The organism is Curtobacterium sp. MCLR17_007 (assembly GCF_003234655.2).
In the GTDB taxonomy this organism is placed as follows: domain Bacteria; phylum Actinomycetota; class Actinomycetes; order Actinomycetales; family Microbacteriaceae; genus Curtobacterium.
In genome coordinates this window covers 1,577,925-1,591,200 of the sequence record NZ_CP126271.1, presented here as the reverse complement: position 1 = coordinate 1,591,200, position 13,276 = coordinate 1,577,925, and the positions used below count along the sequence as shown (strand labels likewise).

Below are 13,276 nucleotides of genomic sequence, written 5' to 3'. Positions count from 1 at the left end.
CCTCCCCGCTCCACTTCCCGAACACCAGGAGACACCCCATGCGCACCTCCTCGAAGCGTCGCCGCACCGCCGCGGTCCTCGCCACCGCGGTCGCCGCGGCCATCGTCCTCACCGGCTGCTCCGCGGGCTCGTCCGCATCGTCCGGCAAGCTCACCACCTGGCTGTGGCCCGGCGCCGTCGGCGACACGGTGGTCTCGAGCGCCAAGAAGGAGTTCAGCTCCGACAAGCTGCAGGTCAACGTCATCGGCGGTGACTTCAAGCAGAAGCTCGTGACGACGTTCACCGGCAAGAGCAACATCCCCTCGATCACCGGCGTCAAGGGCGAGGACATGCCCTACTTCCTGCAGCAGTCGAGTCTGTTCACCGATCTGAAGGACGTGGTGCCGGCCTCGTACCTCGCGCAGTTCCCGAAGTGGAAGCTCGCCGAGGCCACCACCGCCGACGGCAAGCTGATCGGGCTGCCGACGGACATCGGCCCCTCGGCGCTGTTCTACCGTCAGGACGTCCTCGAGAAGGCGGGGCTGCCCTCCGAGCCCGCAGCCGTCGCGGACGCCACCAGTACGTGGGACAAGTACTTCGCGTTCGGCAAGCAGCTCAAGGAGAAGACGGGCGCGTCGCTCGAGGTCTCGATGGGCGACGTCTTCAGCTGGTCGATGGCGCAGGCCGACAGCGGGTTCGTCAACAAGTCGGGCAAGTTCACCGGCGACAGCGACACGGTCAAGCAGGCCTGGGACCGCGCCGTCACCGCCGAGAAGGACGGCATCGTCGCCGGCATCGAGGACGGCAGCCCGGACTGGGCCTCAGCCGTCAACAAGGGCACCATCCCGACCGTCCTCGGCGCCGCATGGCACGCCGGGGACATCAAGAGCGCGGCGCCGGACACGTCGGGCAACTGGCGCGTCACGGCGACGCCCGGCGGGCCCGGCAACGTCGGTGGTTCGTTCCTGACCATCCCCGCCGCCACGTCCGACAAGAAGACCGCACTCAAGGTCATCGAGTCGCTGATCTCGCCGTCGGCCCAGGCGACCACGTACAGCCAGGTCGGCAACTTCCCGTCCTCGTCCAAGGCGCTCGACGAGTCAGCGCTGACGAAGGGCGACTCGTTCTTCGGCGGCCAGGACACCGCGTCCGTGTTCAAGGACGCGATCGAGTCGATGCCGACGAAGTACACCAGCCCCTACGACGCCCAGGTCTCGGCGCCGTACCTCACCCAGCTGACGAACATCCAGTCGCAGGGCAAGGACGCGGACCAGGCCTGGGACGACGCCGTCAAGGCCGCGAAGTCGGCGCTGGAGTCAGCCAAGTGACGACCTCCGTCGCACCGTCGCTGGCGGGGCCGGGTCCGTCGACCCGGCCCCGCCGGCGGGGCATCCGCCGCACCTGGCCGATGTACCTCGCCGTCGCACCGTTCTTCATCCTGTTCCTGGTGTTCGGGCTGTACCCGACGATGTACTCGCTCGTGCTGTCCTTCCAGGACTGGAACGGTCTGGGCGACCCGACCTGGGTCGGCCTGGAGAACTTCCAGAAGCTCTTCGCCGACCCGACGTTCTACCTGTCGATCCGCAACACCTTCGTCATCTTCGCGCTGTCGACGTTCCCGATGCTCGTCATCGCCATCGTCGTGGCGGCGATGCTCAACAGCGCCGTCCGCTACAGCACGGCACTCCGCATCGCCTACTTCATCCCGAACATCACGTCGGTCGTCGCCATGGCGGTGCTGTTCGGCTCGATCTTCGGGCAGAACTTCGGCCTGGCCAACACCCTGCTGCACGCCGTCGGTCTGCCCGCGGTGCCGTGGCTGAGCACGCCGTTCGGCATCCAGGTCACCGTGTCGCTCCTGATCACCTACCAGTGGACGGGCTACAACGCGATCATCTTCCTGGCCGGCATGCAGTCCATCGGCGGCGAGGTGTACGAGGCAGCCAAGATCGACGGCGCCGGCGCCTTCCGCAGCTTCTTCTCGATCACCCTGCCGCTGCTGCGCCCGACGGTGATCTTCGTGCTGGTCGTCAGCACGATCACCGGCCTGCAGAGCTTCACCGAGGCCCAGGTCCTGACCACCACCGCCGGGTCCACCAACAGCGGCGGTGCCGGGCAGGGCGGCCTGACGATGGTCCTCTACTTCTACCAGCAGGCCTTCGGCTTCAACCGCTTCGGCTACGGCGCAGCCATCGCCTGGGGCGTGTTCCTCATCGTCGTCGTGTTCACGATCATCAGCTGGCGCTTCACCGCCGGCCGCAAGGAAGAGGCACAGTCGTGACCGTCCTGACCCAGCGCCCGACGGCGGCGCAGACCGAACCGCGCTCTCCCCTGACCCGGCGCCGCCACCGTCGACCGCCCGCGTCACGCGTGGTGCTGTACACGCTGCTCACCCTGGGCGCCGTGGTGTCGATCTTCCCGCTGTACTGGCTGTTCGTGATGGCGAGCAACACCACGAGCGACATCTACAAGTCGCCGCCGGTGTTCGTGCCGGGGCCGTGGCTCTTCCAGAACATCGGCGAGGTCTTCGACAAGATCGACTTCGGCGGCGCGCTGCTGAACACCGTGATCGTCTCGGTGAGCGTCACCGCGCTCGTGCTGTTCTTCGACTCGCTGGCGGCGTTCACGTTCGCCAAGTTCGACTTCCCGCTGCGCAAGACGCTGTTCACCGTGGTGCTCGTCACGTTCATGCTGCCGATGCAGCTGTCGGTGATCCCGCAGTTCATCACGATGACGAACCTGGGCTGGGTCGGGCACCTGCAGGCGCTCATCGTGCCGGCCGCGGCGAACGCGTTCGGCATCTTCTGGCTGCGGCAGTACATCCTGTCGAGCGTCCCGGACGAGCTGATGGACGCCGCGGTGATCGACGGCGCCGGGTTCTTCCGGCAGTGGTGGACCGTGTGCCTGCCGCTCATCCGTCCGGGCCTGGGGTTCCTCGGGATCTTCACGTTCATCGGCTCGTGGAACGACTACCTGTGGCCGCTCATCGTGCTCAACGACCCGAACCACCTGACGCTGCAGGTCGCGATGGCGCAGCTCAACACCACCTTCGCGAACAACTACAGCATGGTGATGGCCGGCGCGCTGCTGTCCGTCCTGCCGTTGCTGGTCGTGTTCCTCATCGGTGCCCGCCAGTTCATCGGGGACATCGCCAAGGGCGCCATCAAGTGAGCGCACCGCACGCCGTCCGGCCCCTTGGGACCACGACGCCCGGCTCGGACTCGCGCCTGCCTCCTCGCGCACGGGTCCGGTCGGACGCCAGGGCACTGTCACTCGACGGCGTGTGGCGGTTCCGGCTCACCGACCACGCGCCGCTCGACGAGGTCGACGGCATCCCGCCGTTCGCCGTGCACGGACCCGACGGCGCCGACTGGCACGACCTGGTCGTCCCGTCCCACTGGCCCCTGCACGGCCACGGATCCCCCTGGTACACGAACATCCGCTACCCGTTCCCGGTCGACCCGCCGCACGTCCCCGACACGAACCCGACCGGCGACCACGTCCGCACGGTCGATCTCCCCGACGACTGGCCCGCGACCGGGCGGACCGTGCTGCGGCTCGACGGCGCCGAGTCGCTCGCCCATGTGTGGGTCAACGGCACCGAGATCGGCTGGTCCACCGGCAGCCGGCTCGCGGTCGAGTACGACGTCACCGACGTGCTGCGTCCGGGCACCAACACGGTCGCGCTCCGTGTGCACCAGTGGTCGCAGGGCAGTTACCTCGAGGACCAGGACCAGTGGTGGCTGCCGGGCGTCTTCCGCTCGGTCGCGCTGGAACACCGCCCGGTCGACGCGCTCGACGACGTCTTCGTCACCGCAGACCGCGACCCCGTCACGGGCCGCGGCCGGCTGCGCATCGAGACGGTCACCACCGCCGGGTCGGTCACGGTCCGGCTGCCGGAGACCGGACTGGAGGCCCGGATCAGCCCCGCCTCGCCGGCCCACCTCGACGTCGGCGTCGTCGACGCGTGGTCGGCCGAGATCCCCCGGCTGTACGACCTGACGGTCGCGACCGACGGCGAACGGGTCCGCATGCGGGTCGGGTTCCGTCGCGTCGAGGTCGTCGGCGACCAGCTGCTGGCCAACGGCGTCCCGCTCGTGTTCCACGGCGTGAACCGGCACGAGACCCACCCCGACCTCGGCCGGGTGTTCGACGAGGACGTGGTCCGCGCCGACCTCGCGCTCATGAAGCGCCACAACGTCCAGGCGATCCGCACCGCCCACCAGCCGCCGCACCCGCGCTTCCTCGAGCTCGCCGACGAGCTCGGGTTCTGGGTCGTGCTGGAGTGCGACCTCGAGACCCACGGCTTCTGGGAGGTCGACTGGGTCGGCAACCCCTCCGACGACCCGACGTGGCGCGACGCGTACCTGGACCGGGTACGGCGCACCGTCGAGCGGGACAAGAACCACGCCTCGGTCGTGATGTGGTCGCTCGGCAACGAGTCCGGCACCGGGCGGAACCTGGCGGCGATGGCGGACTGGATCCGACAGCGCGACCCCTCGCGGCCGATCCACTACGAGGGCGACGTCGACGGCGCGTACACGGACGTCTACTCGCGGATGTACCCGACGCTCGAGGAGATCGACTCGGTGTGCGGCACGGTCACGATGCCGGTGCACGAGACCTCGGGTCCCGCCGCCGGTGCCCGACAGCGGGCCAAGCCGTTCCTGCTGTGCGAGTACGGCCACGCGATGGGCAACGGGCCGGGCATGCTCGCCGAGTACCAGGAGCGCATCGAGCGGTGGCCGTCGCTGCACGGCGGGTTCGTGTGGGAGTGGCGGGACCACGGCCTCCGCACCCGGACGGCCGACGGCACGACGTACTTCGGGTACGGCGGCGACTTCGGCGAGCCCGTCCACGACGGGGTCTTCGTGATGGACGGTCTGGTGCTGTCCGACGGCACGCCCACCCCCGCACTCGCCGACCTGGCGGCGCTCTGGGCGCCCGTCCGCTTCGTCCGGACGGGCTCGTCGCTGACCGTCCGGAACCTCCGGGCGCACGCCGACACAGCAGACCTGGTCGTGTCGTGGGAGCTGCGGGTCGACGGACGCGCGGTCGACGACGGGACGCTGGACGTGCCTCCCGTCCGACCCGGTTCGGAGGCGACAGTCGCCCTGCCGAGCGAGGCGATCGCCCCGCGGCGAGGCCACCGTGCGCACCTGACCTTCCGAGCGGACCTGCGTGCCGACACCGCATGGGCGGACGCCGGGCACGCCGTCGCGAGCGGCCAGGTCGCGGCCGACGTGGTCGCAGTCGAGCCCGTCGAGGCCGAGTCCGGCCGGCCGGGCCGGACCGCACTGCCGGTGTCCGCGGTGTTCTCGGACGACGGCACGCTGCGGTCGTGGCGCGGTGTCCCGCTCGCCGGACCGCGGCCGGAACTGTGGCGTGCGCCCACCGAGAACGACCGTGCCGCCGGACAGGGGTCCTCCGAGACGGTGCTGCCGGAACTCACCTCGGGGCGGGGCGACGAGTCCGTCCCGCCGTCCGCCGACCGCTGGCGCGAGCGGGGCCTCGACCGGCTGACACACCGCGTGCTGTCGCTCGAGACCGACGGGCGGGCCCTCGTGCAGCGCGTCCGGTCGATGCCGGCGGGCTCCTCGACGGGCATCGAGTCCGAGTTCCGCTGGACTGGCGACGACGGCAGCCTGCGCCTGCGCTGGACCACCGTGCCGATCGGTCCGTGGGACTGCACGTGGCCGCGGATCGGGCTGCACCTGGAGCTGCCCGAGGACCTGACCGACGACGCCTCGTGGTGGGGCACCGGTCCGCACGAGTCCTACGCCGACGCCCGCAACGGCGTCGAGGTCGGACGCTTCACCGCGCCGATCGACGACCTCGGCATCCGGTACGCGCGGCCGCAGGAGACCGGGCACCGGCCGGGGCTGCACGAACTGCGGCTCGGTCCGCTCGTCGTCGCCGCCGCCGAGGGGCACGGCGCCACGCTGCCCGGCTTCCAGGTCGCGCGGCACAGTGCCCAGCAGTGGAGCGCCGTCGGGCACGCGCACGAGCTGCCGGCGTCCGATCGACTCCACCTGTACCTCGACGCTGCGCAGCACGGGCTCGGGTCACGGGCATGCGGGCCGGACGTGCTCCCCCGATACGCACTCTGGCCGCGGCAGGTGGCGCTCGACATCACGTTCCGCTGACCGGGCGGGGTGCGGCGGCGGTCCGTGCGAGCTTGGCCGCCCGGTGCGCGGTTGCCCCCCGCACCGGGCCGTCAACCTCGCACCGAGCGGGAAGCTCGCACCGTGCTCGAGGCCGTCAGCCTCGCACCGTGCTCGGTTGCGTCAGCGCGGCGGTCGCGCGGCCCGGCGTCGCCCACACCCGGCCGTCGGCACCGAACGCGATGACGTCGACGTCCTCGTCCGCGGTGAACCCGGCCAGGTCGGTCTCGTCGCCGGCGACGATCGCGGTGGCGAGCACGTCGGCGGTGACGATGTCGTCGGCGACCACGGTGGCCTGGACGAACGTCGGGGCGGCGCGGCGCCAGATGTGCTCGCCGCGTTCCGCCGTGCCGGACGTCGCGACCGCCCGACGTGGAGCTGCGAGGGGGACGACGGCGACCACCCGCTGCCGGTCGGTCGGGTCGACGATCCCGACGCCCCAGGGCTGCTCCTCGTGCTGCCCGCGCACCAGCACGTCGCCGCCCACGCTGAGCATCCAGTCGTGACCAGCCGCGTCGAGCACCGTGCCGGCGTCACGGATGGCCATCGCCTTGACGACCCCGGACAGGTCGACGACGCCGTCCGGGCGGTGCGGGGTGAACGCCCCGTGGGTCCGGTCACGCCATGCCAGCGCCAGGGCGTACGTCGCACGGACCTCGTCCGGGGTGTCCGGCAGGCGGAGCGCCCCGTCGGCCACGCGGCGCAGCACCGAGCTCGGGTCGTACAGGCTGTAGCGGTGGTCGTACCCGGCGAACACGCTGCGGACCTCGGCCGCGGTGGCGTCGTCGGCACCGCGGAGGCTGACCACGGTGCCCATCGTCGGGAACGTCCGGACGCTCACAGGCCCGCCTGGTCGATCGCGGACTGCAGCGAGGTGACGTAGCCGTCGCTGGTGTAGGTCGCGCCGCTCACCGCCTGGATCTTCGCGGACTGCGCCTGCAGGGCCTCCTGTCGCAGGATCGGGGCGGCCTGCTGGCTGATCGCGACCGAGCGACCGTCCTGGTTCGTCAGCTGGAGCGCCGTCACCTCGGTGATCTTCCCGCCGGCGACGGTGATCTCCACCTGGACCGGCCCGTACCGGGTCTGGGCGGTGGTGCCGGTGAACGTGCCGGACGCGGTCGAGGTCCCGGTCCCGGTGGACGTGCCGGAGGTACCGCTGCCCGACGAGGCGCTGCCGCTGGTCGTGCCCTGCTGCACCGGTGTCGTCACCGCCGGCTGCGCGCCGAGCTGCCAGCCGATGACCAGGACCGCGGCGGACGAGACGATCCCGCCGGCCACCATCCGCGCCCTCACGAGCCGAACCGTTCCTGGTGGATCTGGTGTTCGGGGACGCCGGCGAGCCGGGCCTCGCGGACGACCAGGTCAGCCCACACCTGCGGGCCGCACACGTACAGGTCGGACTCGAGCAGGCGCGGGAACACCGAGCGCAGCGTCACACCGCGTCGGACGTCGTCCTCGGTCATCCAGCTGTCGCGGGACCATGCGCGGGGACCGACCATGGTGGCGCACACGCTGCCGGTCGACGCGGCCAACGCGGCGGTCTCGTGCCACAGGTACTGCTGGTCGGCGTCCGTCCCGCGCAGCAGCACGGTTGCCTCGCCCGGCCGCAGGTCGGTGTCCTCGAGCAGCGCGCGGACCGGGGTGATTCCGATCCCCGAGGCGACGAGCGCCAGGAAGGGAGCCGTCCGGGCTCGCGTGGTGAACAGTCCGTAGGGCCCCTCGAGCGAGACGACCGCCCCGGGGGTGATCCGACCGAGTCGGGCCGATCCGGCGCCGAGGTCGCGCACGGTGATGCGTGCAGAGCGGGCACCGGGAACGGCGGAGAACGAGACCGGGTGTGCGTGCCACCAGGTCCGTGCGGTCCAGAACCGCCACACGCCGTACTGCCCGCCGCGCACTCCCAGCCGGTCGAGGTCCCGCCCGGTCAGGTGGATCGACACCACGCCGGGCGCGATCGGCTCCACCGCCACGACACGGATGCGGTGCCGCAGGGAGACCACGACGGGCAGCAGGAACCGGTACACGACGATGAGCCCGAGCGCGATCACGTACAGCGCGATCCAGTACACCCGCTGCCAGGTGCCGTTCGCCAGGACACTGCCGACGCTGAGCATGTGCGGCAACGCCACGAGCACCGCGGCGTAGCTGAGCAGGTGGATCACGTGCCACGCCTCGTACGGCAGGCGCCGGCGCACGGCGACGAGCGACGTCACCACGACGGCCACGAACAGCCCGAGTCCCAGGTACGCCAGCGGCATGTCCGGCGTCGAGAACAGCGCGATGGTCTCGGCGATCGGGTTCGTCCGGTCCGCCGCGCCGTAGCCCAGGGTGAGCAACAGGCCGTGCGCCAGCAGCAGGTACAGCGAGGGCTTGCCGAGCGACCGGTGCACGGCGATCGCGGTGTCCTGGCCGAAGGTGCGGTCGATGAGCGGGACCCGGGCGGCCAGCACGAGCATGACCAGCACCAGGTCGGTCGCGACCAGCCCCGCGACGATGCCCGCGTCGGTCAGCCAGCCGCTGATGCCGGACACCGTGTGCGACCCCGGCGAGGCCAGCCAGAGCGCGACCGCGGCGGCAGCCGACGCCCACGCCAGGACACCCAGCAGGTCGCCCGCGGCGGTGCGCCGACGGTGGGCTCGGCGGCGGCGTCCGACAGCGACGTCGAGCGGCTCGGCAGCGGGTGGGACCGCGTGTCGGACGGCGGTGCGGGCGGGGCGAGCGGTGTCGATCATCGTCGCGCTCCTCTTCAGCAGGTGGTCGGGTGACACACAGCCTGAGGATGACTCCTATGCGTGGACCGGGAACGGCCACGGCGCTTCGTTCGAGACCTCGAACGAAGCGCCGCGGTCAGAGCGCGGGCAACCGGACCACGGCCTCCGCGCCCCCGCCCACCGGGTTGGCGAGTGATGCGCTCCCGCCGGCCCGCTCAGCCACGGCCCGCACGAGCGCGAGCCCGAGCCCGCTGCCGCCGAGCCGGGAGCGCCGGGCCTCGTCGGCACGCGTGAACCGGTCGAACGCCCGCGGGAGGAAGTCCACCGGCACGCCGGGACCGTCGTCGGTGACCCGCAGGACCAGGCCGAGCCGGTCCTCCTGGCCGAGTGCCACCCGCACCACACCGCCCACGCTGCCGGCGGCGACCGCGTTCGCGACCAGGTTGTCGACGACGCGGGCGAAGGCCGCGGTGCCGATCGCGTACCGGACGTCGCTGTCGGGCGCATCGACGTCGAAGTCGATGTCGCGGTCCTCGACCCCGCCGAGCGCCCGGGCGCGGTCCACGCTGCCCATCAACTCGGTGACGAGGTCGCGCGCTGTCGTGGTCGGCTGCGGACCGTCCTCGTCCAGGCGGCTCAGCTCGAGCAGCGTGTTCGCCAGCGCGACGAGCCGCGCCGCGTCGACCTCGGCGGCGCTCAGCTCGCGTTCGAGTGCCTCGGCGTCGCCGGACTCGCGGTGTGCCAGCTCCAGCCGCGCGGTCAGCGCCGCGAGCGGAGTCCGCAGTTCGTGGCTGGCGTCGGAGACCATCTGTCGCTCGCGTGCGGCGTCTGCGCGCTGCCGGTCGATGAACGCGTTGAGGGTCCGCGCCAGGTCGTCGAGCTCGTCGGCCGACGTGCCGACGGGCAGGTGCCCACCGCTGCGGCCCGCGCTGATGTCCTCGGCGGTCCGTCGCAACCGACCCACCGGCCGGAGCGCCAGCGTCGAGAGCAGCCACGCCGTCCCCGCGAACGCCGCGACGGCCAGGAGCACCCCGATCACCAGGGACCGGTCGACGCGTTCCAGGGTCTCCTGCCCGGCGCGGCCGTCGTATGCGGCCCAGACGACGAACGTCCCACGGTCGTTGACGACCGGGGTGCCGACGACCGTGACGCTCCGACGGTCGGTGTGCAGGCGCAGCGTGACCTGGTCGTCCGGGACGGTGTCGGGCAGCACCCGGCGGACGTCGGCCGGAAGGGCGTCGACGACCCAGCTGCCGTCCGCACTCCGGATGCCGACCAGGACGTCCTCGGCCGGGCGGTCCGGCGGTTCGTCGGGGTTGTTCCGCAGGTCGGAGACGAACGGGGCGGCGTCACCCGCGGCCAGCGACCGGTCCGTCGCGAGCGTCGCCTGCCGGATCTGCAGGTGCAGCACCCCGGCCACCCCGGCGAGCACGACCGCGCCGATGACCAGGCTGCCGAGGGTGATCCGCGCGCGGATCGACAGCCGCCCGAGGAGACGCATCACGCGGGTCCGACCATCGGCTCGAGCGCGTAGCCGATGCCGCGCACCGTGCGGATCACGACGTCGGCCCCCGCCGCGGTCAGCTTCTTCCGCACGTAGCTGACGTACTGGTCGACGATCGTCGGGTCGAAGTGCTCGGCACTCCCCCAGACCTCCTGCAGCACCTCGGCCCGCGAGCGCGTCGCCGGACTCCCCTGGATCAGGAAGCGCAGCAGCGAGAACTCCTTGACGCTCAGTGGCAGGTCGCGTCCGTCGACCGATGCACGCACGGCGACCACGTCGAGCCGCACCCGTCCGGCCGTCACGACGGTCGCGGTGCCCGCTGCACGACGACGCAGCTGCGCGCGGATCCGGGCGTTCAGCTCGGCGATCGCGAACGGCTTGGTCAGGTAGTCATCGGCGCCGGAGTCGAGCCCGAACACGCGGTCGTCGACGGCGTCGCGCGCGGTCACCAGGATCACGGGCAGGTCCTGCCCCATCTCGCGCAGCCGGCGGCACACCTCGAAGCCGGTCATCTCCGGCAGCATCACGTCGATGGCCGCCGCATCGAACGCCTGCTCGCGGGCACGGAGGAGCGCCTCGACGCCGTCGGTCACGACCGTCACGGTGTGGCCCTCGCCGGTGAGCCCACGCGCGACCAGGGCGCCCATCGCCGGGTCGTCCTCCACCACCAGGATCGCCGCCATGCCCCCAGCCAACCAGCATCCGGCCCGCGCATCGTGTGAGGTTTCGAACGACGCCGCGCGGGCACGGTGCGCGCCGGGCTGGCTAGCGTCCTCGCCATGACTGTCCCCACCACCCGGTCCGACTCCCGCACCACGAGCACGCTCCCCGCCGGACCCCGGCGGGCCTTCGCGGTCCTGGTCGGGCTGACCGTCCTGTTCGTCTTCCTGCAGTCGCTGACCGCCGGCGAGTTCATCTCCGACGGCCTGCCCGAGTCCGCGAAGGCGACCTGGACGGACGTCCACGGGCTCGTCGCCTACCCGATCATGGTCTTCGCCCTGGCCGCGGCCGTGGTCGCGTTCACGCGGCTCAGCGCTGCTCGACTCGCTGCCGTCGGCGCCGGGGCGCTGTTCGTCCTGAGCGTCGTGCAGTGGCTGCTCGGCCACGCGATCACGACCCTCGGCTGGGACTGGGTGACGCCGTGGCACGTCGTGCTGGCGTTCGTCGTCTACGGCGTCGCGATCTGGCTGTCGGTCCGGACGGCGGCGATGCGGCGCGGCTGAGCACGCGGACGCCCCCGGTCCGCACGCGGACGGCCCGGTGCTCGCGCGCTTGGTGGCTCGGTGCAAGGTTGTTGCCTCGCACCGAGCCGTCAAGCTCGCACCGAAGACAAACCGCGCACGGTGCGCGGCCTGGTGGCGCGGCTCGCGTCCGTCAGACCACCGACCAGCCGCCGTCGCTCGGCAGGACGGCACCGTTGACGTTCGCCGAGTCGTCACTCAGCAGCCAGGTGATCGCGGCCGCGAGCTGCTCGGGCTGCGCCACCGGCGGGACGACGACCTGCAGGAGCGGGCCGATCCGTCCGGCCGCGTACTCGCTGCGCATCGGCGCCTCGATGTTGGTCGCCACGGCACCCGGCGCCACGGCGTTCGCGCGGATCCCCTGCGGCCCGTGGAAGAAGGCGACGCTCTTGGTGAACCCGGCGATCGCGTGCTTCGACGCCGTGTACGCCACGCCGGCAGCCGACCCACGCAGGGCCGCTTCCGACGCCACGTTCACGACGGCGCCGCGACCGGCAGCGATCATCACCGGCAGCACCGCCCGGGTCAGGCGCATCGGACCCGTGACGTTGACGCTGAAGACCCGGTCCCACGTGGCGTCGTCGACCTCGCTCGGTGGCAGGAACGCGTCCATGATCCCGGCGACGTTGGCCAGGCCGTCGATGCGGTCACCCGCGGCAGCGAGCACCGCGTCGATCGTCTCGGTCCCGGTGACGTCGCCGACGACCGTCTCGACCGCGAGTCCGGCGGACTCGACGAGCTCGGCACGCAGGGCGTCGAGGCGCTCGGCCACGACGTCCGTCGCGATCACCCGGCCGCCCTCGTGCGCGATCCGGGCGGCCGTGGCGCGCCCGATGCCGGATCCCGCTCCGGTGACGATGATGGTCCTGCCGGTGAAGCGTCCGGTGGTGGTGTCGGTCATGGTGCCTCCTCGTCGAGCGGCGCCAGGTGCGCCACCCCCAGTTGTAGCACTCAGTGCCGAAAGGAACCGATGAGTCCGACGAGCGACCGTCCGACCGGGCGCCCGCGCACGATCGACCCCGGCGCGGTGTCCCTCACCGCACTCCGGCTCTTCGACGACGACGGCTTCGACGCCGTGTCGATGGACGACATCGCCGCGGCCGCCGGGATCAGCCGTCGGTCGCTGTTCCGCCTGTTCCCGAGCAAGTCCGCGCTGGTGTGGGGCGGACTCGACGAGTTCGCTGCGCGTTTCACCGAGGCGCTGCAACGCCGACCCGCCACGGAGGCGTCGGGAGTGGCCCTGCGCACCGCGTACTTGGTCGGCGCGTCGTTCCCGGACGCCGCGCTCGAGGTGACGCGGCGCCGGCTCCGCGTCATCCGTGCGAACCCGTCCCTGGAGCGCGGCGGCGAGGCGACGGTCACGTCCCTGACGGAGACGATCGTCCACTTCGTCGCCGAACGGGAAGGGCGCCCGACGGACGACCTGGCGGTCACCGTCCGCGCGCACGCGGTCGCCGCCGCGGCGAGTGCGGCGTTGACCTGGTGGGCGCTGCACGACGACGTCGGCGGTCCGGCGCACGCCATGGAGCGCGCCTTCGACGTGCTGGCGATCGGCTGAGCCCGCTCGACAGCGCGTGGCGGACGGGAGGCCCGTGGCGAGCCCGCACCGCGCCTCCCGTCGGCCGCGGAGCCGGACGGGAGGCCCGTGGCCAGCCGGCCACGGGCCTCCCGTCCCCG

General features: G+C 72.1%; 12 protein-coding genes. 6 read left to right on the top strand and 6 right to left on the bottom strand.

All coding sequences use genetic code 11. The annotated features are described in order from the left end of the window. Positions 1–38: 38 nt before the first annotated feature. The 4 genes from DEJ13_RS07515 to DEJ13_RS07500 are packed head-to-tail and all read left to right on the top strand — an operon-like array spanning position 39 to position 6,125. Positions 39–1,307: an ABC transporter substrate-binding protein gene (locus DEJ13_RS07515; RefSeq protein WP_111107427.1), complete on the top strand. Its 1,269-nt coding sequence runs from the start codon at positions 39–41 to the stop codon at positions 1,305–1,307. Further along, positions 1,304–2,260, top strand: a complete 957-nt coding sequence (locus tag DEJ13_RS07510) for a carbohydrate ABC transporter permease (RefSeq protein WP_258374136.1) — start codon at positions 1,304–1,306, stop codon at positions 2,258–2,260. The genes DEJ13_RS07515 and DEJ13_RS07510 overlap by 4 nt, the downstream gene beginning before the upstream one ends. Next, positions 2,257–3,150 carry a carbohydrate ABC transporter permease gene (locus DEJ13_RS07505; RefSeq protein ID WP_235515541.1) on the top strand — a complete coding sequence of 298 codons (894 nt, stop codon included), beginning with the start codon at positions 2,257–2,259 and terminating at the stop codon, positions 3,148–3,150. The genes DEJ13_RS07510 and DEJ13_RS07505 overlap by 4 nt, the downstream gene beginning before the upstream one ends. After that, entirely contained in the window at positions 3,147–6,125 is a 2,979-nt protein-coding gene (locus DEJ13_RS07500) for a glycoside hydrolase family 2 TIM barrel-domain containing protein (protein ID WP_111107428.1), read from the top strand. The genes DEJ13_RS07505 and DEJ13_RS07500 overlap by 4 nt, the downstream gene beginning before the upstream one ends. A gap of 115 nt (positions 6,126–6,240) precedes the next feature. On the opposite strand, the gene DEJ13_RS07495 is transcribed toward DEJ13_RS07500, so the two are convergent. The 5 genes from DEJ13_RS07495 to DEJ13_RS07475 form a co-directional block, all read right to left on the bottom strand. Next, positions 6,241–6,984 carry an FAD:protein FMN transferase gene (locus tag DEJ13_RS07495; RefSeq protein WP_258374137.1) on the bottom strand — a complete coding sequence of 248 codons (744 nt, stop codon included), beginning with the start codon at positions 6,982–6,984 and terminating at the stop codon, positions 6,241–6,243. Then, a complete protein-coding gene (locus tag DEJ13_RS07490; protein ID WP_258374138.1) occupies positions 6,981–7,436 on the bottom strand; it encodes an FMN-binding protein in 456 nt (151 codons plus the stop codon). The genes DEJ13_RS07495 and DEJ13_RS07490 overlap by 4 nt, the downstream gene beginning before the upstream one ends. Further along, the gene (locus DEJ13_RS07485) at positions 7,433–8,875 is read right to left on the bottom strand and encodes a ferredoxin reductase family protein (protein WP_111107476.1); all 1,443 of its coding nucleotides are present in this window, start codon (positions 8,873–8,875) and stop codon (positions 7,433–7,435) included. Before DEJ13_RS07485 ends, DEJ13_RS07490 begins: the two co-directional genes overlap by 4 nt. Positions 8,876–8,990: 115 nt before the next feature. Beyond that, complete coding sequence (locus tag DEJ13_RS07480) at positions 8,991–10,355, bottom strand: sensor histidine kinase (protein WP_111107430.1); 1,365 nt, start codon at positions 10,353–10,355, stop codon at positions 8,991–8,993. Further along, positions 10,355–11,041 (bottom strand): response regulator transcription factor, encoded by a 687-nt coding sequence (locus DEJ13_RS07475; protein WP_111107431.1) that lies wholly within the window; start codon positions 11,039–11,041, stop codon positions 10,355–10,357. Before DEJ13_RS07475 ends, DEJ13_RS07480 begins: the two co-directional genes overlap by 1 nt. A gap of 96 nt (positions 11,042–11,137) precedes the next feature. Here DEJ13_RS07475 and DEJ13_RS07470 point away from each other — a divergent pair, with 96 nt between their 5' ends. Beyond that, positions 11,138–11,581, top strand: coding sequence for a hypothetical protein (locus tag DEJ13_RS07470; protein WP_111107432.1), 444 nt, complete (start codon positions 11,138–11,140; stop codon positions 11,579–11,581). 151 nt (positions 11,582–11,732) lie between these two features. On the opposite strand, the gene DEJ13_RS07465 is transcribed toward DEJ13_RS07470, so the two are convergent. Next, a complete protein-coding gene (locus DEJ13_RS07465) occupies positions 11,733–12,500 on the bottom strand; it encodes an SDR family NAD(P)-dependent oxidoreductase (protein WP_111107433.1) in 768 nt (255 codons plus the stop codon). 69 nt (positions 12,501–12,569) lie between these two features. On the opposite strand from DEJ13_RS07465, the gene DEJ13_RS07460 reads away from it, so the two are divergent. Continuing rightward, positions 12,570–13,157: an acyl-CoA-like ligand-binding transcription factor gene (locus tag DEJ13_RS07460; RefSeq protein WP_111107434.1), complete on the top strand. Its 588-nt coding sequence runs from the start codon at positions 12,570–12,572 to the stop codon at positions 13,155–13,157. Positions 13,158–13,276: the final 119 nt, after the last annotated feature.

What these genes read in the sequence shown, in the direction of transcription:
- DEJ13_RS07480 (WP_111107430.1), bottom strand. Translation starts at nt 10,355, where the DNA reads ATGCGTCTCCTCGGGCGGCTGTCGATCCGCGCGCGGATCACCCTCGGC.
- DEJ13_RS07460 (WP_111107434.1), top strand. Translation starts at nt 12,570, where the DNA reads ATGAGTCCGACGAGCGACCGTCCGACCGGGCGCCCGCGCACGATCGAC.
- DEJ13_RS07475 (WP_111107431.1), bottom strand. Translation starts at nt 11,041, where the DNA reads ATGGCGGCGATCCTGGTGGTGGAGGACGACCCGGCGATGGGCGCCCTG.
- DEJ13_RS07515 (WP_111107427.1), top strand. Translation starts at nt 39, where the DNA reads ATGCGCACCTCCTCGAAGCGTCGCCGCACCGCCGCGGTCCTCGCCACC.
- DEJ13_RS07470 (WP_111107432.1), top strand. Translation starts at nt 11,138, where the DNA reads ATGACTGTCCCCACCACCCGGTCCGACTCCCGCACCACGAGCACGCTC.
- DEJ13_RS07465 (WP_111107433.1), bottom strand. Translation starts at nt 12,500, where the DNA reads ATGACCGACACCACCACCGGACGCTTCACCGGCAGGACCATCATCGTC.
- DEJ13_RS07485 (WP_111107476.1), bottom strand. Translation starts at nt 8,875, where the DNA reads ATGATCGACACCGCTCGCCCCGCCCGCACCGCCGTCCGACACGCGGTC.